Origin of the sequence: Helicobacter sp. MIT 11-5569, assembly GCF_000765695.2 — a bacterium.
GTDB lineage: Bacteria > Campylobacterota > Campylobacteria > Campylobacterales > Helicobacteraceae > Helicobacter_D.
In genome coordinates this window covers 80,692-103,308 of sequence record NZ_JRPB02000003.1, presented here as the reverse complement: position 1 = coordinate 103,308, position 22,617 = coordinate 80,692, and the positions used below count along the sequence as shown (strand labels likewise).

Sequence of the window (22,617 nt, the reverse complement as noted above, 5' to 3'; positions counted from 1 at the left end):
TTTATGCCTTATAGATTTTTACCGCACATTTTTTAAAGTCTGTTTGTTTAGAAATCGGACAAGTCGCGTCTAAACAAACTTTATTAATATAAACTTTTTCATCAAACCAAGGCACATAAACAAGCCCAAGCGGTGGTCTATTACGCCCACGCATATCTACACGCGCTTTGACTTTACCTCTTCTTGATTCTACCCAAACTGCATCATTTTGTTGCACACCTAGTTTTTTACCATCTTCAGGATTCATATAACAAAGTGCTTCAGGTACTGCACGATAAAGTTCAGGCACACGCATTGTCATTGTTCCACTATGCCAATGTTCTAGCACGCGTCCAGTGCTTAACCAGAATGGATATTCTTTGCTTGGCATTTCTGGTGGATCCATAAAAGGACGGAAGAAAATTTTTGCTTTGTTTTTAAGAGAGAATTTTTCTTGTGTTTTTGGAGCTTGTAAATCCCCTCTAGGTAATTCTTTTCCAGCTGCTCCATAAAATGCAAAATCTCCATTGTTTGCTTTTCTTGCATAATAATCATATTTTGCATTAAATCGCCATTGTGTTTCTTTGCCATCTACAACAGGCCATCTTAACCCTCTTACCTTATGATAAGTATCAAAGTCTGCTAAATCGTGTCCATGTCCTACACCAAACTTACGATATTCTTCCCAAAGGTATTTTTGCACAAAGAATCCATAACCCTCAAAGACTTCGCCATCACTGCCAACAACTTTGCGCTTATCACCAAAAACCTCAGAATTTAACGTATCTTTTAAAGTTGCATCTTCTACCTTAAAGCCTTTTGCTTCTGTATTAGCATATAAAACTTCATACAATGTAGAATCCTCGTTATATCCCATTGCCTTAGCTTCTTCAAGCACACTTGGAAGTGTTAATTTGTCATTAATCTTTTTCTCTCCCCAAACTTCTTTAAGTTTAAAGCGTTTAGAAAATTCCATCATTTGCCAAGTATCGCTCATCGCCTCACCTTGTGGAAGCACTTGTTGTTTCCAATGCTGTGTTCTGCGCTCTGCATTTCCATAAGCACCCCATTTTTCATAAATCATCGCAACTGGCAAAATCAAATCCGCTACTTTTGCGCTAATTCCGGGATATGCGTCTGAAACAACGATGAAATTATCCATTTCTCTAGCTGCTTTAATCCAGTGGTTTGCATTTGCAGTATTTTGCCAAGGATTATTAACATGCACCCACGCCCATTTGATTTTCCCATCTTCAAGATTCCGCATAATTTGCATAAAATGCGCACCAACTTGTGGATTAAGTGTTCCATTAGGAAGCTTCCAGATTTTCTCTGTAATTTCTCTGTGTTTTTTATTTCCTACTACCATATCAGCAGGTAATCTATGTGAAAATGTCCCAACTTCACGCGCTGTTCCGCAAGCACTTGGTTGTCCTGTTAGAGAAAATGCTCCACTTCCGGGTTTTGCTTGTTTTCCAAGTAGCATATGCACCATATAACTTTGCTCATTCACCCAAGTTCCTCTTGTGTGTTGGTTCATTCCCATTGTCCAAAAGCTTACAATCTTGCGATTCTTTTCAATATAATAATTTGCAAGTTGTTGTAATTTTTCTTTAAAGGATTCTATACTTTCATTAGAATCTCCCTTTGCTAGATTTGCTACAAAATCAAGCGTATAAGGCTCTAAAGCCTTTTTGAAATCTTCAAAAGAAATTTCCCAATGATTGCCTGCTTGTGCGTTATGTTTATTTTCCATAACATCACCCGCTTTCATACCAAGATAAGCAAGCGTTACACCCTCTGCCTCACTAATGACTTTTGATTTTTCTTTTGCCGCTGTATCTAACTCTGCTGCTGCGTATTTTGCATGCTTAATATCTGTGCGCATACCATACCCAATATCTGCAAATCCTGTTGTGAAAATACAATTTTTCTTAACAAAATTCCAATCAATTGCTTTTGGATTGTTATAAACAATTTCTCTTGCAATATAATTCCAAATTGCCAAATCCGTATGCGGAGCAAAGATAATTTCAATATCTGCCAAATCTGAAGTTCTATTAGAATAAGGTGTGAGATTAATTACCTTAACTTTATTCGGATTTGTTAGTTTTCTATCTGTAACCCTTGCCCAAAGAATCGGGTGCATTTCTGCCATATTAGCACCCCAAGTTACAATCGTATCAGTTAGCTCAATATCATCATAACAACCTGCAGGCTCATCAATACCAAAAGTCTCCATAAAGCCAACCACCGCACTTGCCATACAATGTCTAGCATTTGGGTCAATATTATTACTTCTAAAGCCACCTTTAATTAGCTTAACTGCTGCATAACCCTCTTGCACTGTGTATTGCCCTGAGCCAAAAACTCCGATTCCTGTTGGTCCAAGCTCATTGTATGCTTTTTTAAATTGTGCTTCCATTACATCAAAAGCTTTTTGCCAACTTACAGGTTGGAATCGCCCTTTTTTGTCAAATTCTCCTGCAGCATTAACGCGTAAAAGTGGTTGCGTTAAGCGGTCTGCACCATACATAATTTTTGCATTAAAATATCCTTTAATGCAGTTTAACCCACGATTTACAGGAGCCGCTGGGTCTCCTTTAATCGCAACAATTTGTTCATCTTTAGTTGCAACCATGATTCCACAGCCTGTCCCACAGAATCTACAAACCGACTTATCCCATTTCCAGCCACCTTCTGCCTCTTTTGCTGCTGCTTGTGCATTGCTAGGCAATGCGATTCCAACTGCACTTGCTGCACTTGCTGCTGCAGCTGTTTTTAAAAATTCGCGTCTATTGTATGCCACAAAAGCCTCCTTAAGCTTGATTTTAGCATTTTTAATGCGAAAGAATTATAACGATTTTGATGATTTTAAGGATTGATTTAAGTCAATATATAACTTTTTATACTTCGTTGTAAAGGGAGTTTTGGGGAATTTTTAGAATAAATAAAAAATTATTTTTAAAGAAACTAATTAAGATTCCAATTAATAGGAATTTTATTTAAACTTTGCAGAATCGCATTTGTTTTAGAAAAATGCCGACAACCCATAAAACCACTGCGTGCTAATGGAGAAGGGTGCGCTGCTTCTAAAATAAAATGCTTGCTTGTATCAATCAAAGGCTTTTTTGATTTTGCATAATTTCCCCAAAGTAAGAATACAATTCCGCTACATCGCTGACTAAGAGTCGCAATCACCGCATCAGTAAATTGCTGCCAGCCAAAATGCTGATGCGAAGCTGGCTTATGTGCTTCCACACTTAAAATACTATTTAAAAGCAATACACCCTCTTTCGCCCAAGGGGTTAAATCTCCACTCCTGCTTTGTGGAATCCCTAAATCTGTTTCTAATTCTTTATAAATATTGCGCAAAGATGGCGGGATTCTAACACCTTGTGGCACAGAAAAAGAAAGTCCCATTGCTTCTTTGGGATTATGATAAGGGTCTTGTCCCAAAAGCACAACCTTTACCTTATCAAAAGGGGTAAGATTAAACGCATTAAAGGTTAAATTTGCTGGGGGATAGATGATGATTCCTTTGGATTTTGCTGCGACATAATGTTTTTTAATCTCCAAAAAATAAGGGGAGAGAAATTCTCTCTCCAAAGCTTTTTTCCAACTCTCTTCAATCTTAATAGATTCTAACTTAATCATTTAGCCTACTTTGGACGATTATCACGCATAATAATATTAAAACGTTGCAAAATTAAGGGACTGCTTGAAATATCAAAATGCTCTACAATATATTGAACATCACGTTCGTCTAGCACCTTTAATGCTTCTTTAATAATCTCTCCAAACATTAGCTCATCTTCTTGCGCAATTGCTTCACCAACCCTTTTAACATATTGCTTAATTAATGCTTTTTCTTCTTTTTCTCTCTCTTTATCTTTGAGTAAAACACTCTCCATATGCTTTAAAACTTGAAATTTTTTAGTTTTTAATTGCACGCGTTTATAAGCCCCTGTTAAAGCCATAATGCGATTTATGATTTCATCTTTTTCTTCATCATTTTCATAATATTCTTCGTAACTTTCATACATCATTTCTGGATAATAATCATGGATAATCGAAAATTTTTGTTGCGCGATTCTGCTAAAGCTCTCTTGATTACTTTGAAAACGCATTGTTTGAATGCTCTTGCGTAAAAATACAACATCTCCGCGCTTGCTACTATAAAATTTCATCTGCTCAAAGCGTTCTTGTGGTGGATAAAATTCACACAAACGCTCAATCTCTGCTAGCAATGCTTCTTGATATGCACGATAAGCAATCTCCGTAATTTGTGTCATTTGTCGATAACGTTTATCACTAGATTGTGAAAGCACAAGCTCAATAGTCTCATTTAAATCATATTGATCAAAGATTTTTTCAATTGCTTCATATAATCTTTGAAAATTTATTTCTTCTCCAGAAATTGCATAATAAATATTCTGCATCTCACGGTCAATAAAATTCGCATTATCTTCTGCTGCAATTTCTACAGGTTCATTTTGTTTTAAAGATTCCAAATACTCTGAAATTCTCGTCTTGCTATTTTGTTTAAATAAACTTTCTAAATCTGAAGTTTGCATTTGTTCTAGTGTATCTTTAGGATGCCCATATTGTATCAACTGCACAATCATTTCACTACGACTTATCACAAATTCCCCCCTACAACGTTTGTAAGCTTACATTTTGGATTGCTTGCCACACTTTTAATGCTTGCAAATGTTCAGCCACATCATGACAGCGGATAATGCTTGCTCCGTGATTTAAGGATTCCAAATGGATTGCTAAAGTTCCGGGCAAACGCTCTTTAACATCACAAGGCGTAATTCTATCAATCATACTTTTGCGACTTGCTCCCACTAAAAGAGGATAACCAAAATGCAAAAAATGCCCTAAATGTTGGATTAATGCACAATTATGTTCTAAAGTCTTGCCAAATCCAATGCCTACATCTAAAATAATTTTTGAGATATTTTGCATGTTTAACTCTGCAATACGTTGTGCAAAAAATCTATCAATTTCTAAAAATAAATCCCTATAATTTGGATAATTTTGCATTTCTTTTGGATTTCCTTGCATATGCATAACCACACATGTGCAATCATAGCCCTTCACTGCCTCTAACATCTTTGCATTACTAAAACCTGTAATATCATTAATAATCCCAAAACCATAATCTAAACATTTGCGCGCAACACTAGGAGTATAGGTATCAATACTTAAAATCACTCTTTCATTAAGCTTTTCACACTTTATAAATTCTAAAATCTCTTTTAATCGCAAATGCTCTTCTTCTTCACTTACCCACGCACTCCCCGGACGCGTGCTTGCTGCACCAATATCTATAATATCCACGCCTTCTTCTATCATAGCTATAAGGGAAGATTCTGCTTCTTTACAACTTTTACGAGAATTTGCATAAAAACTATCAGGAGTAATATTTATAATTCCCATAATTTTTGGAGTAATACATTGAAATTGCAAATGCGATTCCAAATCTTGCGCAACCTTTTTTAATCCAAAAGGTTGCATTTTTAATTTTTTAAGCAAGGCTTTGCTTTGCGCACGCGTTAGCATTAAGATTCCATCATAAAATTCTCTCACATACAAAATCGCATCTCTAGGTAAGGCAAAATCTGCTCCAATTGCTAATGCTTCTTGTTTTAAAATCTGTGCTGCTGGAACTTTTAAATCTTTGATTAAAAAATTAAAAACTCTATCCTTGTTACGCAAGATTTCATAACCTACACTATCACAATTTAAAGCTTCCAAAGCAAGTTTAGAATCTTCCAAATACTGCACAAATGCCATTTTTACCCCTTAAGAGTTGCACAAATTTGTTGTTTTTTCTTGCGCAAAACAAGTAGCAACAAAACCACAAAAATATTTCTTGTGTTTTCATACTGCGTCTCCCAAAGCATCGCCTTTTCAAAAAGTTCTGTTTCTTGGGCAGAAAAGTCTAAGCCGTATTTAACTGCATCTAAATATAAACTTTGGATTTCAGTTTTTAAAAGCGGATTATTAAATTCCTTTTCTCTCTCTTTTAAAAGCTGATAAACACTTTCTAAATTTAGCATTTTTAACAACAAAGGAAAATGCGGTAGTTTCTGCTGTTTTAAATGATTAATAATTGGCAAGCGAGAACGAATCGTAGGCAATAATAAAGACTTCATTTTAGCGTAAATAACAAAAATAATACCATTAGGCGGTTCTTCTAATACTTTCAAAAGTGCATTTTGGGCATACACATTAAAACTAAATGCCGCAATTAAAATAAATTTCTCCCCTTCGCTTGCAATATAACTTTCATCAATAATTGCACGTGCCGTATCAATATCTAATTCATCAGCACAAAATAAACGTGTATTTTGTGGGTTTTGCGCCGCAAAATAAGTGTTTGCCGTTTCAATGGGATTATTTACAAGCTCAATATGTCCAATTTTTATTGCATTCATTTAATTCACACACTCTTTAGCGTAATCTAATATTACCAAACATCACAGCTTCTAGGGCTAAATTAAAGATTCTATACATTTGCATTAATTTAATATCTACCAAAGGATCTACAGATTGCAAAGTAAAGCTATTTTGAAAGCTTGTATCAAATATCCACAAAAATCCATCTTCATTGCTTAATGCGAGTTTAGCTCGCGGCGCATCATTTCGTCCTACATACCAAAAAAAATACTTCTGTGCAAAAATACTATTAAAATAATCATTAACAAGCGCAATCTCTACTTCATCTTTATGTAAAACTTTATCAATCTGGGGAAACAAAGCGTTAATCCCCACAATAGGAATATATGGACGATTACCATAACGATTAACAGATTGCACCACATAGTGCATAAACCACTCCCTATCATTATCTGTGATTAAAATCACACTTTCTCCATTAAAGATTCTTTGCAGCGCATTATTTAAAAGAGGAATCCACTCAAACTTACGCTCTTCAAGCCATGTTGGGTGGCTTGCATCACGCCGCAAAGTCTGCAAAACCCAACTTGATAAATCTTGCATTATTTATCAAGAGCATACACACTATGAAGCGTGCGGATTGCTAACTCTGAATATTTCAATCCAATAATCATAGAGATTTTAATCTCACTTGTGCTAATCATCATAATATTGATATTGTCTTCTGCAAGTGCTTGAAACGCCTTTGCAGCCACTCCGCTGTGAGATTTCATACCAACACCCACAATAGAAACTTTGGCAATATCAGAATCATAATCAATACTCTCTACATTGCCTTCAAATGCTTTCAAAACACGTTTTGTATTCTCTAGCTCTACTTCTGGAATCGTAAAATCCACATCTGTTTTTCCGTCTCTGCCGATTGTTTGCACAATCATATCTACATTAATATTTGCTTCGCTTAATGCTCCAAAAATCTCTGCTGCGATTCCGGGTCTATCTTCTACATTGCAAATGCTCACTCTTGCTTGATTTTTATCTAATGCGATTCCGCTGACAATTGGATGTTCCATAATTTCTTCTTCCTTTGTAATTAATGTCCCCTCATTATGATTAAAACTATTTCTTGTTACCAAATTAACATTGAGTTTTTTTGCCATTTCTACCGAACGATTAAGAAGCACTTTTGCACCCATTGAAGCAAGTTCTAGCATCTCATCATAACTAATTTTGTCAATCTTTTTTGCCTTTGGTTCGATTCTAGGGTCTGTCGTATAAACCCCATCAACATCTGTATAAATCTCACATAAATCTGCTTGCAACGCTCCTGCTAATGCAACCGCAGACAAATCACTCCCACCGCGTCCAAGAGTTGTTACATCTCCATTGCGACTAACTCCTTGAAATCCTGCAACAACAACAATATAATCCTTTGCTAGCAAATCATTTAAACGCACTGTATCAATGGATTCTATTCTAGCTTTTGTATGAGAAGAATCCGTAACCATTCCTGCACCTCTTCCACTTAGGGAAATCGCCTTATAGCCTAACTCTTCTAATGCAATTGCCAAAAGCGCACTTGTAACACGTTCTCCTGCACTTAGCACCATATCCACTTCACGCATGTTTGGAAGTCTTGAAAAAAACTTTGTATAACCCAACAATTTATCTGTCTCACCACTCATTGCAGAAACTACAACAACAACACTATTCCCATCTTTTTTTGCTTCAATCACACGTTGTGCGACATTTTGGATTCTCTCACAATCCCCAACACTTGTTCCTCCGTATTTTTGAACAATCAACATTATAAATAGCCCTTTCTTCTAAAATATTCTAAAACTTGCCTATACACAGGACGCTTAAAATAGGTTACATGGTTAAACAAATCCTCCATTTGAACAAATTTATATGCATCAAACTCTGGCTCTTTTGTATGAATATTAATCTCACTTTGCTCTTGCAAACGCACAAGAAAATATTTTTGAATTTGCCCATCATAAGGATACATTTTCTTTACTACTTGACTTGGAAAATCATAACTAATCCATTCTGGGTATTCTGCGACAATATCAATCTTGTCTGTTCCTATTTCTTCTTTAAGCTCACGAAATAAAGCTTCTTTTGGAGATTCTGATTTATCAATCCCGCCTTGTGGAAACTGCCAAGCATTTTTAATATCTGTCCGACTTGCGATAAATAACTCACAAACTAGAGGATATTTAGAAGAAAGGATAATGGCTGCGACATTTGGGCGATATGTTTTTGTCTCTTTTTTCATTTTGCCACTCCTTACACAAAATATTTTGGTAATGATAATTTAAAAGTTTTTAAATTCATTTTTGTTAAGTTCCCTATTTTTAGGGTTTTGAGGATAAAAGAAAAAGGAAATCCTAAACCATTTTTTGCTTATTTTACACTTTCTTTTAACACTTTTTGTTGTCAAATACCATTTAGAAACAATCTAAAACTTGCGTGAAATTTTACGCACTTTTACTATATTTGTCAATACTGTATAAAAAATTTTAAAACAGATACAAAGCCTATAATTGCGATATTCTAAGGTAATTTTGATGATATTTTTTTTTGGAGTTCTTATCCGATTTTGTCCTAATTTTATCCATTGATTTTCAGATAAAAAACCCTTGCTATTTTTCTTGCTTTTTGCACTTACGCAAAAACCCTATAAAAAATATAAAATTTCGGCAATCCTCAAACATAATTACAAAAATAAGTTTTCATTATCTGCAAAAATAAACAAATTAAAAATTAAAATTTTTTCGCGGAATCTTGTTGGGCACGCAGAGCTGACGCGCGAAGCAAAAATATTAGCAGTCGCAGAAGTCTTGTTACCAAACCCAAAAGCTATCTTGTTGAGCCTAAACTCTCCAAAGATCTCTCTTCTTCACGCATAGGATACTTCTTATCCCACGCTTCCATTAGCTTGCGCTCTTGCTTTGATAGTCTTATGTTGTATTTCTCACTCATATAGAGATAAGTCCTAGCGATTCTACCTTTGGAATAATCTGCAGGATAAAACCGCTTATTTTTGAAATCCACATAAACCTTACAATTCCCATATTGCGTAAATTGCAGACCTTTTGGAGCTTGCGCATATCTATAATTTGCCCTATCGCCATTAATCTCACCAATAGCTGGCACTAGATTGCGCATATCTGCTTCCATTTTTTGAAATTTAGAATCCCTAGCACACGCTTTTCTGCCACCTTTACGCCAACAGTTTAAATGCTTCCCAAAGTGGTGTGCAGGCATAATATGTTCAAACTCAATAAATCTTGCCCTTTTGTTGATATTGCCCTTTTTTGTCTTTGCATTGCGCGGTGTGTAAGCCTTGCTAGGGATAATCTCTAGCTTGCCATTGACGTTTTTAAAAGGCGCGTTACAATAAAAATCTTTAGCAAATTGCGGATTTTCTGTATAAAATTTCGTTAAAATCCTTTTAGATTCTGCAAAAGAATCCGCAATAGCAAAAGAAACTAAAAAAGCTAAAATGAGAAAAATTTTGTGCATACGCTTATAACATTTTTTCTAAATCAGTAAAACTTTTTTGCACCCAAATATAATCAATTGTTAATAAATCTGAATTTTTATCATAAGACAAATGTATTTCACAATCACGTTTATCCTTTGTCATATAATAAAAATAACCATATCTGTATCTGTCTTTTTTAAAAACATAGGTTTCCTTTAAAACATCCTTTCTCTTTAAAACATACTTTTCATCAAGTGTTTTTTTGATTTCTTCAAAATACCAGCTATTAAAATGCAAAGTAACATATTCTAGCAAATAATCATCATCCCAACCTAGTTCAATTTCTTTTAGTTCTTTAACTTTAAATTGTTTAGGCTCTAGTCTTGGCACTGCGAAACCGCCTAGTTGTTTTTCTACAAATTTATATTTTTCAAAAATCCCTCTAACATCTGTTGTCTTAAGGGAAAAATCTAAAACTGTGCATTGTTGAGCAAAAGCAAAATTGACCATAACCACAAGCGATAAAAATACTTTTTTCATTCTACCCCTTTTTCAAAATCAAATGAATAAATCCTCTTCATCCTCTTCCTCTAAATCTGCAATCTTATATTCTAAATCCGCAATCTTTTCTTCATTTTCCTTAATCTTTTCTTCAAGCTTGTAGATTCTATCTCGCGCTTCATCTAAGTAGCAGGCTACCTTATATATTTGCTCTCCCAGAACTTTTACCTTACTTACATACCAAAACACAAATAAAAAGACCAAAACGCCTAAAATTATCGTCATCATTTATACTGCTTTATCCAAAGACATAAAAATATCTTTTGCATTATATTCTTCTTTTTGTTTAATTATAACAAAAAATATTTTTTAGTTATTTCAAAATCTTTTGCACTTGCTTTTCTCTCTTAATTTTTGTTTTATACAATAGTGTGTATAATACACACTAAAGGAATCCAATGAGTAAAAAGAAAAATGCTTGCAAGACTTAGAGAAAAACCCTAACAATGTGCGCTTTGAAGTATTAAAAAATCTCCTTGAAGATTATGGTTACACAAGTTACAATAAAGGTTCATCACATTTTCAGTTTAGAAAAGCAGGTTGCCCACTCATCACGCTTCCTTTTAACCGACCTATGAAGCCTATTTATGTAAAAATGGTTATCAAAGCAATAAAGGAATCCCAATGAAAGATTTGCAATATTATTTAAATCTCCCCTATGAAATCATCTTAAAGAAGCTCCCCAAAGAAGATGGGGGCGGATATTTTGCACACTACAAAGATTTCCCCTACATTATGGGAGATGGAGAGAGTGAAATCAAGGCTTTAAAAGACGTAAAAGAAGCCTTTAAAGGCGCGATTTTGGTAATGTTAGAAAATGGAGATTTTATTAAAGAGCCAACCAGCACAGAAGCAAAAGTGAGGATTAATATCACACTAGAAAAAAGCCTTGTTGAAGCAATCGACAAAATCACACACAACAGAAGCAAGTTTTTAGCAGATTGCGCAAAAGAAAGGTTAAGCATTTAAACCAAAGCAAAAAATGCTTTTTTCATTCTACCCCTTTAGAATATTCCTGTATAGATTCTAAATTTTTTTCCGCCCATTCTGTTATCTTTTCAAAATTATGCAGATTAAATTCATGCACATTAAAATCCTTTTTATCTTTTATAGATTTCAAATATTCATAACTGAATTCTGCTATAGAGACATTTGCTCCAAATTTACCTTTTTCATCATTTGACATTTCTTCAACGACTTTCTGAAGATAAATCTCGTTAGCCCATAGTTTATAGCAAAAATCTAATGCTTCTCCCAGCACAGATTCTATTTTTGAGATTGCGACATCACGATTTCTCTCATAATAAACATCATAAAGAATATCCTCTTTTATTTCATTTGAAAACTCCCCATAATAAGCATAATGGAGCATTAATGCACTAGTTTTAAATATCTCTGATTCTAAATAAAAATTTTTTTCCTCTTTTGGCAATGGCAGTATATTCCCCAAAAGTTTATTAAATCTGCGCATTTTACTTTTCAGAAAACTATATTTTCCATCTACATTTGATAGTAAATAATCGCTACTTTCAAATATCTTGTTGATATTTTTGAGCATTTCTTTATGTTTTTGAAGAAGCCTTTGCGCTTCTACCTCTTCCTTTTGGGCTGCAATTTTATCAGCATTTATATAAGGAGTTAAATCAACTCCTGTTAATTCTTGAACATAATTTATCTCACGCAAAGTAATCGGCATTCTATTAGCTAGCTTATAATCTATTGCTGTGTATCCAGTAATTGGCATATTTCTTTCTGTAAGAATATTCCTTATTTCATTATTATCAATTTTAATATTATTGATTCCATTATTATTAAGAATAAAAACTCTTGCATCCACTCCAATACTTTTTAATATTGTATTTCTGTTTCATCCAAAGTTCCATTTTTAGCTTTTTGGGCTAAGACTTCCATAGGATTTTTTTGTTGCTTTGTTTCTTTTGCTATTGTCGCTTGTGCAAAAAGCATTGCGCAAATCCAAAGGCATAAAAATATCTTTTGCATTTTTCTCTCTCTTTTTTATTTAATTATAACAAAAAATATTTTATGTTATTTTCTATTTTTCAATAATGCTAATTTGCGTTTATCAAATCCCTTCCCATCATTCTTTTTAAGGCTCTTGATATATTCTAAATTGTGTTTTGCATTTTCATAGCGCGCAAAAAGTTCTGATTCTTCTTTGCTATTTAAATCGTGTCCTTTGATTCTTGCCACTCTAATCGCGTCTCCAAACTTTTGCACTGCTTTATTTAAGCCATTTTCTATTGCCCCTAAGTTATTCCCTAAATCCCCCATTCTGTAAGCCATTCCGAACGCTTGTTGTCCAATTTTTGCTTTATCTTTATTTTCTTGGTTTCCATAAATGAGTTTATTAACATTCTTTTCAAAGTCTATTGCCGCTGATGTCCAATTCCTAGTTTCTTGGTCTGTATCAATTAGTCCATCAGTCCAATTATCCATTTTTCTATTTAGTCCAGCCCGCAATCCAGATTCTTCTTTGATATTTTTTAACACTTCTTCACTTGCTGCAAAAATTTGATTAAGCGTTTTAAGGTCTGTTGTTTCTTGATTGATACTAGATTGTTTTAGTCTCACATCTGCATTGACACTTCCTAGATTCACACCACGACCTGCTAAATAGTTTTGTTCTGCTACAGAGAGTGGCTCTCCATACGCTAGCTTTTCTTCAAGTGTTAAATTTCTTTGTTTTTGTTGTTGCGCATTTTGTGCTTGATTCATCGCTGCATAAGGTGCGCTAGAGACTTGCGTTTGTTGTGGTTGTTGTGGTTGTTGTAGCTTTTGGTTTGCTTCTTGTGCTCTTTGTTGTGCATTTTTGGTATTCACTATCATTGCGATATTAGGTGTTTCACTTTGTTTTGAAGTTTTATCAATATACGCCCTGTTAAACACACTTACTAGGGGACGCGATTTCTCTTTTGGTTGCAAACTTTGCACACTTTGTGGCTGTGCTTGTGCTTCTGTGCTTTGTTGCACATTTTCACTACTTTGTCCAAATCCTAGAGGCGCGGTTTGCGCATTTGTGCTTTGTGGTTGTTGTTGTAGCATTCTAACCCTATTCCAAAGATTTATGTTTTCTTGGTTGGTTTGGTATTGTTGATTTATCTGTGCTGTTTGCGCATTTGTGCGCGCTATATCTGCTCTTGTGGCTAGCCAGCTTCTTTTATCTGCACTTTTGGCAAGCCCTAGTTGTTCTGCGTCCATTTTTTGTTTATACGCAAATTCTTCGTTGCGATTCTTTTGTGCTAGCTCTGCTTGCTCTTTTTGCCAGTTAAAGGCATTATCCCGATACGCATTATCTTTTTCTTGTTGTGCCTCTTTTAGCGCGTCTTGCCTATGGATACGCATAGATTCAAACGCATTATTTAGATTTTGCCCCAAAAGTGCGGCATTTTGCACACGCGTTTGCGCTTGTGCGTTATAGTTGCTAGCTAGTGCTTGTGCTAATCCACTCCCAGCCCTTATATCCTCTCTCCTACCCATTTAGTAGCTCCTCTTCTATCCTTATAAACCCATTTGGCGTCAGATACTCCGCGCCTTTTTCTAGGTTTAAATCATAGCATTCTACCCACTCTTTAGCCATTCTCTTTTGTGCAGAGCTTGCATTTTTGAAGTTCCCTTGCATTAAGTATTCTTCTACATTCTCACACTCTAAGCACTCAAAATCATAAAACTTTAGCGCGTCTGCAAACTCCAAAACTCCCTCCCCTTCATAGATAAAAAACGCATTCCCAAAAGAATCTTTTAGCATACAGCCCTTTTGTGTGAAGGGCAAAAGATTTTCCCCTTGTTTTAGCGGGAATCCCCCGCGCTTATTGCCATATCTATCTAGCACTAAAGCGGTGTTTGGCGTAAAAGGATAGTTTAAAACTCTCATTGCCGATTCCACACACTAGCACTAGCTGCTATTTGTGCATTTGCTGCTTTGCGTTCTGCTTCTCTCTCATTGTAGCGTTGGTTTTCGATATTGAGCTGATTTTGGAGAATATCATTTCCCCTTTTTTGCTCTTTTAGTGCCTTTTTGCCTGAATAATACGTATTCCAAGAGTTAAACAAATCTTTAGCAAAACCACCAATCTCTAACCCACCTTGTAATGCTTTGCTTTCTAAAAAGTTGTTAAAATTAAAACCGCCGCTTGCGTTTGTAGCAGTATTTGCCAAATTATTCCAATCAAATAGTGAATTTTCTGTAAGATTAGATTTAAAATATCCATCTTGCAAGTTAAACATTTCTTCTCCTTATTAAAGTTTTAGCGCAAATCCATTTTAGGCATTGCGCTAGCTTGTGTGCCATTTGCCACCACAGCTTCAGCCATTTTGGCTTGTGCTGCATATTTGCTCGCTTTTGCTGTGCGTTCAGTGATTTCTGCTTGCGCTTTTTGCATTTGGAGTTCTTGCGCGATTTGTTGATATTGCGCATTTTGCGCGCTTTCTTGCTCTTGTGCTTGTTGCTGTGCTTCCTCCATTTTGGCAAACAAACTCTCCACATCTGCGACAATCGGACTATCAATATCCTTAAGCACAAGTGGTAAAAGCCCTTGCACGAGTTGTGGTTGTGTGGTTTGAATCACTTTTAAAATCTCACTCCAGTGTGTGAATCTCTCTTCTCTTCCGATTTCTTTTAGCGTTGTTTTGAAGTCTAAATCAAAGAATCCCACGCGTATTGTGTTCTTAGGATTTGTATTGATACTAAAGTAGCGTTCGCCCACTTCTTTATCCACGATTCTAAAGACTTGCGCACGCGTGAAATAATGCTGCATAAAGTCAATGACTTTGCCAAAAATGAGTTTATCCATATCATCACTTGTTTTGATAAAATCCTGCAAACTCATAAGCCCTGCATCGCGTCTTTGTGCTATCGCGCTTCCACTTTGTCTTGTGCCACCCACACCGATAACTTCATCTGTTACACCTGTTAGCATTTTGACAACTTGCCGCTTTTCATTGACTTTTTGAGAGATAACAGCAATATCACCTTTTGCATCGACAAACTTTAGCTTTTCTAATCCCCCATCATTGATTTCTGTAAAGCTATTGTCCAAACTTGCAGAGCTTACAAAATCTTCTTTATCCAGCACCGCACCGCTTTCATAAAAGACTTTAAAGCTTCCTAGCATATTCACCATTCTATTTTCTGCAAAGTTGATATAATCTTGCAAGGGCTTAATATCTCTAAAAAGCCCATAAAAAGCCCCTTTGTGGTCGATAAGATATTTTGCTATGATAAAAGGGTGCGTGTTGTTCTTAAAGGGTTGTTTCTCAAAACGATAAATCCCATATTTTGGAAGCCAAAAATACCGATTCCAGATTCCATCTTCTTTTATCCAGCTTTCAATCAGATTTACACGTTTTTCAAACTCTCCATCATAGAGCACATTAAAAGCAGCACTAGCCTTTTTACCCACTAGCTCTTTTGCTTCTTCTTCGCTTAGATTGATTGTTTTGTGGAATCTCCTGCTATCAAGTGCATTTTTATCACACGAATATTTATCAATCACAAACGCATTTGGGGCAATAGATTTTAGGGTGATATGAATATCCTCTTCAGTCTTTTGCGTCCAAAGCTCAATAATGCCTATCCCTAAGATTAGGTTAAAATCACGCTTTAGAATCTCTTTGTTATACGCGCTTTGTTGGGAAAAGGTTTTTAGTAAGTCATTAAGCAAATTTGCGAGGTTTCTATCTTGTTCTTGCCTACCACTTACACGCACTTCTTGCATTGCTTGCGCTTTATAGCCTAAAATCTTATTGACTATCATTTTAAACATATTCTCATGCAGCGGCACTTGATTGCGTTCAGCGATAATAGCGCGCACATCTTCTGGGAGTTGGTCGCTATGGTAGTATTCCACAGCTTCTTTAAACTCACTAAGTGCATTTGAACTAGCACTTAAATCACTTTGAAAATGCGCCTCTAACTCTTCTAAGTTTAACACTAACTTCCCTTTTTAAGTTTTTAGTATTCTAAGCTTTTGCGAGGTTTTAAAAAAGGGTTAAAAAAACTTACGCTTTAAGTTGCTTTGCTATATCTTCTCGAATTTCTTTAATCAAATTTCCATAACCATCAATCTTAGCAACATTAATCGCATTAATACTCTCTAAGCAGCCTTCTGCGTGTGAGCTTATCGCAGCAGATTCTGTGGCATTTCCTACGACATTTAGGAATCCCACATAAGCATTTGAGCGGTTAATCTGTGCATTTGTTAGCACACCTTCTAAAATACTTTCGCTTTGGATTAGAGATTTTAACGCTTCTGCAAGTTGGATTTTGTTTTGTGCTTTTGCAGCATACCAGCTAAGTTCCAAATCCTCAAACTTAAGCGCGGTTTGGCTAGCTAGGCTTAGCACTTGGAGTAAAAACTCTGCTTTTTTATCCCCTGTGAAGCTTGTTTGGATATGCGCATCTTGTATCAACTCTGTGTGGTAAAAACTATCGACAATTTTTTGTAAGTTACTAGAAAAGCTCTCAATCGTCATAATAACCCCTCTGTGCTTTGTGTGCTTGCGTTATTTTGGGATTCTTTTACTTTAGGCTTCTTAGGTGTTATTTTTTTATTTTCTACCTCTTTAAAAAACGATTTATGCCTTAAAAGGCGCGCAAAATGGTCGTCTTTTAAGCTTAAAATATCCCCTTTTTCTAGGTTGTAGGTTTTATGATTGCTCGCTTTGTATTTAAAAGGCTTATTCCCTACATACTCAAAACTCACAATATCGATTCTAATTTCTTTCATTTTCACTCCTTGTCAATTTGATTTGTTCTTTTGTGCGGACCTCTTCACACCTTGTCCATTCTAGCCTACCTTCTAAAAGTTTGATTTTTCCGATTGCTTGGTAGAGTAGGTCGTTCAGTTCTACTTTTCGGATTTGTGCTTTTTTTATCTCTTCTCTTAAACGCACGATTTCACGCAAATACGCATTAATAACATACCGCTCTAGGGTTTGTGCGTCTAAAATATCTCTTAAGGATTGATTTGTAGAATCCAAAGTTGTTTTTAAAGCAAGCGCATGCTCTTTTAGTTCCTTAAGCAACTCTTCTTTGAGTGCTAGCGTTGCTCTAGCGCGCTCTATCTCAATCTCTAGCCGCTTAATCTCTTCTTCATTGAACGCCACTTGTTGCCCTACTTCTATAATCCCCTCATAAAGCACGCAAACTTCCACATTTAAAGCCTTGATTTCTTGCGTGGTTTTTTCTCTTTGTGCTTGAAGTTCAGGAAGATTTTTTCTTTGCGCATTTGCAACTAATGCAAGCACTTTATAAAATTGTGCATTTGCTTTTGCATTTGCTAAAAGCACATTTTCAAACAAATAATCAATCTCTAATGCGCTTGCTAAATAACGATATTTTAAACTTTGCGCATTTAATCGCCCTTTTTCTTTTACTATTCTCTTACTAGAATAAACCAACGCTTCACACTTAGCGCGTGCTTGTAAAATCTCTTGTTTAATATCCTTTTGCCTCTGTGCTAAAAACTCTAAAGATAGAGTATTTCCCTTGAGTTTTGTTTCTATCTTGGCATTTTCTAGCATTAAATGCGCAGTTACGCCTGTGTGTTCCACTCTTTTTAAAGAGAGGGCATTCTCTATGGCTTTTTTTCTTGCGACTTCAAGTTTATTCATTTGTTTCCTTTGTGCAATCTTTGGCGATTTGTTCAACTTGTAAATAATACTTTGCAAGTGCTTTGTGTGATGCAAAACTTCCATCTTCTTTTGGCTTTTGTGGAAGTGTGAGATTGCATTTAACTGGGATAAATACTTCTTGCGTTTTTATTTTATACACTGGCTTTGAAGCACATGCACTAAAGAGAAGTGGAAGTAAAAGTAAAATAGAGATTTGCACGCTTTGCATTGGTCTTTTTATTGTTTTTATTTTACACCCTAACAACATCAATGCAAAAAGTGCTAAACTAGCGGTAAATACGAGCTTTTTAAACTTAGCTTTAAGGGGAATTTTACTAAAATTTCTTTTGAGGTTTGCCCAAAGAGGGCGGCAACCCTCTAAGGTAAGTTTCAACCTCGAAAGTGAGGTGATAAATATGCCTTTAAATGCAATACTAAAGCTAATTGCAAAAGGAATTATACTCCTTATTCTTTTAGCAGTCAAGGCGTTATAGCCTTGCGCCCTTGTGGCGTTATTGCAAAGCCCTCTTTTCACTTGCCCAACTCCTTAAAAACCTCTTTGTATCCTAAAAGCTCTGCTTCACACGTTTTATCTTTTATCACGATTCTATCTACCGCGCTTGTATCTTTGATTGTAGCTTTGACTTCCAAGCTTTTGAAGGCTTTGTTTTGCTTCTCAATCGCGCTCTCTAGCGTCCAAGCGTTTTCTCTCTCTAACTGCAGTTGCGCATTCAAACTTGCGATTGTCTCTAAGCTTCCTTTATACAGCCAGCCCACAAAAGCTAAAGCCGCAACCAAAGAGCCAATCACTCCATAAAGCGCAGTGGAGATTCCCCCACCGCTAAAATTACTCAAAAGCTTCAGCATTACCCATTCCGCACTAGATTTGTAATAAACACACCGCGCCTTTTGACTTGTCTAAACCACTTGCTTTGTTCCATATTATTTGCCGCTTGTGCAAAATCTTTTGCTTCTAAATACTTAATTGTATTTTTAAAGCTTTTAAACCCGCCAAAGCCTAGATTATAAACCATATCAGTTAATGCACCCGCTCTTTTAATATCAAGCGTTTTAAACCACGCAAATTCTTTATCAAGCTGGTTATAGCATTTCTCTAGCTCCTCTTTTAGCCACTCTAGCGCGACTTCTTTACTCACTTCTCCATTCTTTAGCAATGCCTTTTCTTCAGCACTAAGCGGATTTGCTTTAATATTTCGCCCATATCCGATTGTATCAAACCCAGCTGGACACTTATAAACCTTGCTCCTAAACCCTTCAAACTCTGCTGTTAATGTCGTGATAAACGCTAATACTGCTTGTTTCATACTTCATTATCCTTTCTTTTTATACTATCGATTAACAAAACACCCACTTGCAAACCCTGCAAAAAACGTCCATATCATTTTAAGCCCCTTATAATCGCATACAATCGCACTGCACCATAAAGCACACTGCTTAAAAAAGCATTGATTTTCACTTGCTTTAATGCTGCTTTAAAAATCTCATCCGCTTCTTTGCGCGATAGTCTTTTATCTGCACTCAAAACACATAAAAAATCATGCACCACATACGCCTTTGTCGCATTACCAACTGGACTAACTAGACTTTGAAAGAGTTGGGGCACACTTCCAAAGTCTGTGTTAAACCCTTTTGGCACAACCACATAGCGCATATCTTTTTCTTCTGTGCTAGGATAGCCTAGCCCACAGAGATTGACTTCTTCTGTAAAATAAAAATAAAAATCTTGTTGGAGTTCGAAGTTTTTTTTATCAATCAATCGAACAACTAAGTCTTTGTTTTTCACTATAACCCTCCCTCTCTAGTCTTTGTTCTATTTGTTTTAGGCGACCTTTGGAATCAGCAGAAGCCGCATTGATTTTTGATTCTAAAAAGTCTTTTAGGCTTTCTACTTCTTTTTCAATGCGTTTGCGCATAAGCGCAGAGCTTTCGATATGAAACTTTCTTATATTTTCTGTTTCTCTAGCTAGACTTTCGCGAAGTGCTGCAGATTCTTTTTCGCTAAACTCTTTGACGATTTCCACGCTTAAGCGTTGGGTTTCATTCGTCTTTTCTATCGCGCGGGATAGGGATTCTAAAGAGCTTTGAATCTCGCGCATTCCTCCGCAATTCGCCATCGCGTGTTTAAAAAGAAAATAATTCGCAGTAATCGCGATAATAAGCATAACAAAAAATATGCCTACCACTCCTAACGATTCTACTTGTTGGGCGATTTCTAAAAACTCTTGCGCGTGGCTTAAGCCTTCTGCTTGTTGTGATTCCATTACTCTTCCTTATCTACGCATAAATAATCTGTATTTGCTCGAGTTCCTCTTGACTCTGTGCTTGCTCAATTGCTTTTTCGTAGTTTTGCCTTTGACCTATCAGTTTCCCACTTGCCATTTTATACGCATCGGATTTTTCTATAACCTTTTGCGCCAAAGGCTTTAGCGGAATCCCGCGCGCGTGTGAAAGCTGTGCTAGCATTGGTGCGTCTTCTTCCTCTTCAGAGCTTAAGAATGCTCTAGCTTCTGCTTCTTGTGTGTTCCAGCTTAGCAGCTCACTTTGTGGGATTTGCTCTAGCAAAGCATTGATTGCAATATCAAAAGCGCGGTTGCATAGCTCTAGCTTGTCGCGCTTTAGCTCCCTTAAATGCGCTTCCTCTTCTTCTGCAATCGCTTCGGGAATCTTTCGGACTGCTTTAAAGGGCGAGCCTCTCTCGACTTCAGAGCTAAGATACACAAAGCCTTCATGATAGCCTTTGTGTTCTAAGCCTTCTAAATTTTGTGTATAAAGTTTATCTTCTGCGATTTTATAAAACATTCTTTCTCCTTTTAATTACCTGTTAGTTTTGTCCATTTGCCATTACTTGCAAATGGCAAGCAGCCATAAATCTCACCATCTTCTTTTAAGAGATACGCATTGTTTGGACAAACTCCAATCTCTTTTACTCCCTCACTCACTTGCTCCCAAGTGGCTACTACTGCGCTTTGCGTGCCACCTCCAAATCTACTAAGACCACTCGCCCATAATGTGCCATCTTCTTTTAGTGCGAGAGTGGTTTGCCCACTTGTGTGATTCCAAAAACTCTTCGCGTCTTTGACTTTTTCTAAAACCTTTGTGGTGTTTAAATAAAGATTATTAGAAGTATCAATCCCTAGTGCGTATTGCCTATTGCCATAGGATTGCCAAATTTTCTTAAAAGAAGCACTGCTAAAGTTCTGCATTGCTTCTGTTTTTGTGGAATTTTCGCTAATGCACAAAGGATAGATATACCTAAGCCCAGAATCTTGGATAACTTTACTAACAGCAGGTGCAGTTTTTTCATAGTTTGCATGAGTAACTAAAGCACCAGCATTTTTAATCCAAGCATACATCTTACCATCGTCTTTAATCACATTTAGGCACACATAGCCACTTACTCCATAACCCGAAGCCCACCAAAAATGTTTTACCCCATCTGTTAATTTTTGGAATGTTGGCGTGGCACTATGCCCGCAGATATAAAGTGCGCCGCTTTTTGTTTTCACAATGGTGTTATAAGGGTTTGTAAGCACTTCTTCAATATCCCTTGCCACAAACACACGCTGCATTGTGGTTACTTTGCTTTTATTCCCGACACCTAATTGCCCATTAGTATTAGCTCCTAGCACATAAAGACTTGTTCTATCTTCACTTAGTGCGATGATATTTCCCCAATCTCCCCACACTTCCACACATTTTTCACCTTCTGGAATCGTGATTGTATTGACTAACCCAGCATTCTCAAAACCACTTAAGCTTAATCCACGATTGACATTTGCGTTGTTACCGATATATTTAATGCGCTTAAAATGCAGAGGGGATTCTTTATCTTCTCCACCTTCTAAATCCACCCAATACGCACCAGCTAAACTTGCAGGAGCAGAATATTGATACATATCAAAAAGTTTGCGTTCTTGCGTATAAGAAGCAGTAATGCCACCTTCTGCGATGGCTTTCTTAATCTCTTTTATACCAAATTCAATCCTTGCATTAATCTCTGAAACACCTGTTTCTTTTAATCCACTTAGTGCTTCTTGCGCAGTTGTATTAAGCGTTTCTAGCTGTGCTTTTCCTGCATTAATAAGACTTGTAATCTCTTCTGTATTTAAGCTCGCTAGTGCCTTTTGCACTTCATCTCTTAACGCTTCTACATTAAACCCGCCATTAGCTTTAATCTCTGCTAGTGCAGAATTTAGCGCGGTTTGGATTTGCTCTAGCTTTTCTTGCATTTGTGCATCATCTAGCGGATTTCCTGCAATCGCTAAAGCCTCTTGCCGTATTTCTTCAAGCTTTGCATTAACATTCTGTGCATCCAGCAAAGTTAAATCCTCTAAAATCTCTGTAACCTTATCCACTAATTTTTGGATATTTAAAGCCGCTTGGATAAAAACATCTGTAGTATCCTCTTTAGTGCTATTTAATGTATTTTGTAGCGAATGAGCTTGTGTTTGCTCTTGTGCTTCTTCAGACTTTGGCATTTTGCCTCCTTAAAGTTAAATTTTTGCCATTGTGCGTTTTTT

The 22,617-nt window shown here is 36.2% G+C and carries 29 protein-coding genes; 2 read left to right on the top strand and 27 right to left on the bottom strand.

What is annotated here, in order from left to right; translation table 11 throughout:
- Position 1: 1 nt before the first annotated feature.
- From napA to LS70_RS03975, 11 genes are all read right to left on the bottom strand, one after another.
- On the bottom strand, positions 2-2,788 hold the full coding sequence (napA, locus tag LS70_RS04025; protein ID WP_034287777.1) for a nitrate reductase catalytic subunit NapA: 2,787 nt from the start codon (positions 2,786-2,788) through the stop codon (positions 2-4).
- A 164-nt stretch (positions 2,789-2,952) separates the two neighbouring features.
- The gene (ung, locus tag LS70_RS04020) at positions 2,953-3,636 is read right to left on the bottom strand and encodes a uracil-DNA glycosylase (RefSeq protein ID WP_034287780.1); all 684 of its coding nucleotides are present in this window, start codon (positions 3,634-3,636) and stop codon (positions 2,953-2,955) included.
- A 5-nt stretch (positions 3,637-3,641) separates the two neighbouring features.
- Positions 3,642-4,625: a hypothetical protein gene (locus LS70_RS04015; protein WP_201273959.1), complete on the bottom strand. Its 984-nt coding sequence runs from the start codon at positions 4,623-4,625 to the stop codon at positions 3,642-3,644.
- Between the two features lie 10 nt (positions 4,626-4,635).
- Positions 4,636-5,784, bottom strand: coding sequence for a dihydropteroate synthase (gene folP / locus LS70_RS04010; protein WP_034287783.1), 1,149 nt, complete (start codon positions 5,782-5,784; stop codon positions 4,636-4,638).
- Positions 5,785-5,786: 2 nt separating this feature from the next.
- Entirely contained in the window at positions 5,787-6,428 is a 642-nt protein-coding gene (locus LS70_RS04005; RefSeq protein ID WP_034287786.1) for a DNA polymerase III subunit delta', read from the bottom strand.
- Between the two features lie 16 nt (positions 6,429-6,444).
- Positions 6,445-6,993, bottom strand: coding sequence for a HobA family DNA replication regulator (locus LS70_RS04000; RefSeq protein WP_034287789.1), 549 nt, complete (start codon positions 6,991-6,993; stop codon positions 6,445-6,447).
- Positions 6,993-8,198 (bottom strand): aspartate kinase, encoded by a 1,206-nt coding sequence (locus tag LS70_RS03995; protein ID WP_034287792.1) that lies wholly within the window; start codon positions 8,196-8,198, stop codon positions 6,993-6,995. Before LS70_RS03995 ends, LS70_RS04000 begins: the two co-directional genes overlap by 1 nt.
- Entirely contained in the window at positions 8,198-8,671 is a 474-nt protein-coding gene (locus LS70_RS03990) for an RNA pyrophosphohydrolase (RefSeq protein WP_034287795.1), read from the bottom strand. The genes LS70_RS03995 and LS70_RS03990 overlap by 1 nt, the downstream gene beginning before the upstream one ends.
- A 584-nt stretch (positions 8,672-9,255) precedes the next feature.
- Entirely contained in the window at positions 9,256-9,921 is a 666-nt protein-coding gene (locus LS70_RS03985) for an endonuclease (protein ID WP_034287798.1), read from the bottom strand.
- 4 nt (positions 9,922-9,925) lie between these two features.
- Positions 9,926-10,423: a hypothetical protein gene (locus LS70_RS03980; protein WP_052083317.1), complete on the bottom strand. Its 498-nt coding sequence runs from the start codon at positions 10,421-10,423 to the stop codon at positions 9,926-9,928.
- Between the two features lie 18 nt (positions 10,424-10,441).
- On the bottom strand, positions 10,442-10,672 hold the full coding sequence (locus LS70_RS03975) for a hypothetical protein (RefSeq protein ID WP_034287801.1): 231 nt from the start codon (positions 10,670-10,672) through the stop codon (positions 10,442-10,444).
- A gap of 190 nt (positions 10,673-10,862) precedes the next feature.
- Here LS70_RS03975 and LS70_RS03970 point away from each other — a divergent pair, with 190 nt between their 5' ends.
- Together LS70_RS03970 and LS70_RS03965 are read left to right on the top strand one after the other, a co-directional pair.
- Positions 10,863-11,072 carry a hypothetical protein gene (locus tag LS70_RS03970; RefSeq protein WP_034287804.1) on the top strand — a complete coding sequence of 70 codons (210 nt, stop codon included), beginning with the start codon at positions 10,863-10,865 and terminating at the stop codon, positions 11,070-11,072.
- Positions 11,069-11,413: a type II toxin-antitoxin system HicB family antitoxin gene (locus LS70_RS03965; RefSeq protein WP_034287806.1), complete on the top strand. Its 345-nt coding sequence runs from the start codon at positions 11,069-11,071 to the stop codon at positions 11,411-11,413. The genes LS70_RS03970 and LS70_RS03965 overlap by 4 nt, the downstream gene beginning before the upstream one ends.
- A 22-nt stretch (positions 11,414-11,435) precedes the next feature.
- Here LS70_RS03965 and LS70_RS03960 read toward each other — a convergent pair whose 3' ends face one another.
- The 16 genes from LS70_RS03960 to LS70_RS03890 all read right to left on the bottom strand — a co-directional run bounded on the left by LS70_RS03960 (position 11,436) and on the right by LS70_RS03890 (position 22,575).
- Entirely contained in the window at positions 11,436-12,281 is an 846-nt protein-coding gene (locus LS70_RS03960) for a hypothetical protein (protein ID WP_034287809.1), read from the bottom strand.
- A gap of 11 nt (positions 12,282-12,292) precedes the next feature.
- Complete coding sequence (locus LS70_RS09925) at positions 12,293-12,445, bottom strand: hypothetical protein (protein WP_161594701.1); 153 nt, start codon at positions 12,443-12,445, stop codon at positions 12,293-12,295.
- Positions 12,446-12,490: 45 nt separating this feature from the next.
- Positions 12,491-13,942, bottom strand: coding sequence for a hypothetical protein (locus LS70_RS03955; protein ID WP_034287812.1), 1,452 nt, complete (start codon positions 13,940-13,942; stop codon positions 12,491-12,493).
- Positions 13,935-14,336, bottom strand: a complete 402-nt coding sequence (locus LS70_RS03950) for a hypothetical protein (protein WP_034287815.1) — start codon at positions 14,334-14,336, stop codon at positions 13,935-13,937. The genes LS70_RS03955 and LS70_RS03950 overlap by 8 nt, the downstream gene beginning before the upstream one ends.
- Complete coding sequence (locus LS70_RS03945; RefSeq protein WP_034287818.1) at positions 14,333-14,689, bottom strand: hypothetical protein; 357 nt, start codon at positions 14,687-14,689, stop codon at positions 14,333-14,335. The genes LS70_RS03950 and LS70_RS03945 overlap by 4 nt, the downstream gene beginning before the upstream one ends.
- Before the next feature lie 20 nt (positions 14,690-14,709).
- The gene (locus LS70_RS03940; protein ID WP_201273958.1) at positions 14,710-16,395 is read right to left on the bottom strand and encodes a portal protein; all 1,686 of its coding nucleotides are present in this window, start codon (positions 16,393-16,395) and stop codon (positions 14,710-14,712) included.
- A gap of 67 nt (positions 16,396-16,462) precedes the next feature.
- Positions 16,463-16,936: a hypothetical protein gene (locus LS70_RS03935; RefSeq protein ID WP_052083318.1), complete on the bottom strand. Its 474-nt coding sequence runs from the start codon at positions 16,934-16,936 to the stop codon at positions 16,463-16,465.
- Positions 16,933-17,190, bottom strand: a complete 258-nt coding sequence (locus tag LS70_RS03930; protein WP_034287821.1) for a hypothetical protein — start codon at positions 17,188-17,190, stop codon at positions 16,933-16,935. The genes LS70_RS03935 and LS70_RS03930 overlap by 4 nt, the downstream gene beginning before the upstream one ends.
- Positions 17,177-18,076: a hypothetical protein gene (locus tag LS70_RS03925; RefSeq protein WP_034287824.1), complete on the bottom strand. Its 900-nt coding sequence runs from the start codon at positions 18,074-18,076 to the stop codon at positions 17,177-17,179. The genes LS70_RS03930 and LS70_RS03925 overlap by 14 nt, the downstream gene beginning before the upstream one ends.
- Complete coding sequence (locus tag LS70_RS10200) at positions 18,069-18,611, bottom strand: hypothetical protein (protein ID WP_236096435.1); 543 nt, start codon at positions 18,609-18,611, stop codon at positions 18,069-18,071. Before LS70_RS10200 ends, LS70_RS03925 begins: the two co-directional genes overlap by 8 nt.
- The gene (locus tag LS70_RS03915) at positions 18,608-18,943 is read right to left on the bottom strand and encodes a hypothetical protein (RefSeq protein ID WP_034287826.1); all 336 of its coding nucleotides are present in this window, start codon (positions 18,941-18,943) and stop codon (positions 18,608-18,610) included. The genes LS70_RS10200 and LS70_RS03915 overlap by 4 nt, the downstream gene beginning before the upstream one ends.
- Positions 18,943-19,401, bottom strand: a complete 459-nt coding sequence (locus LS70_RS03910) for a glycoside hydrolase family protein (protein ID WP_052083319.1) — start codon at positions 19,399-19,401, stop codon at positions 18,943-18,945. The genes LS70_RS03915 and LS70_RS03910 overlap by 1 nt, the downstream gene beginning before the upstream one ends.
- A 74-nt stretch (positions 19,402-19,475) precedes the next feature.
- Entirely contained in the window at positions 19,476-19,880 is a 405-nt protein-coding gene (locus tag LS70_RS03905) for a DUF1353 domain-containing protein (RefSeq protein ID WP_034287829.1), read from the bottom strand.
- Positions 19,846-20,358, bottom strand: a complete 513-nt coding sequence (locus LS70_RS03900; protein WP_034287831.1) for a hypothetical protein — start codon at positions 20,356-20,358, stop codon at positions 19,846-19,848. Before LS70_RS03900 ends, LS70_RS03905 begins: the two co-directional genes overlap by 35 nt.
- A gap of 13 nt (positions 20,359-20,371) precedes the next feature.
- Positions 20,372-20,896, bottom strand: a complete 525-nt coding sequence (locus LS70_RS03895; RefSeq protein ID WP_034287834.1) for a hypothetical protein — start codon at positions 20,894-20,896, stop codon at positions 20,372-20,374.
- A gap of 11 nt (positions 20,897-20,907) precedes the next feature.
- Positions 20,908-22,575 carry a hypothetical protein gene (locus LS70_RS03890; protein ID WP_138109342.1) on the bottom strand — a complete coding sequence of 556 codons (1,668 nt, stop codon included), beginning with the start codon at positions 22,573-22,575 and terminating at the stop codon, positions 20,908-20,910.
- Positions 22,576-22,617 lie beyond the last annotated feature (42 nt).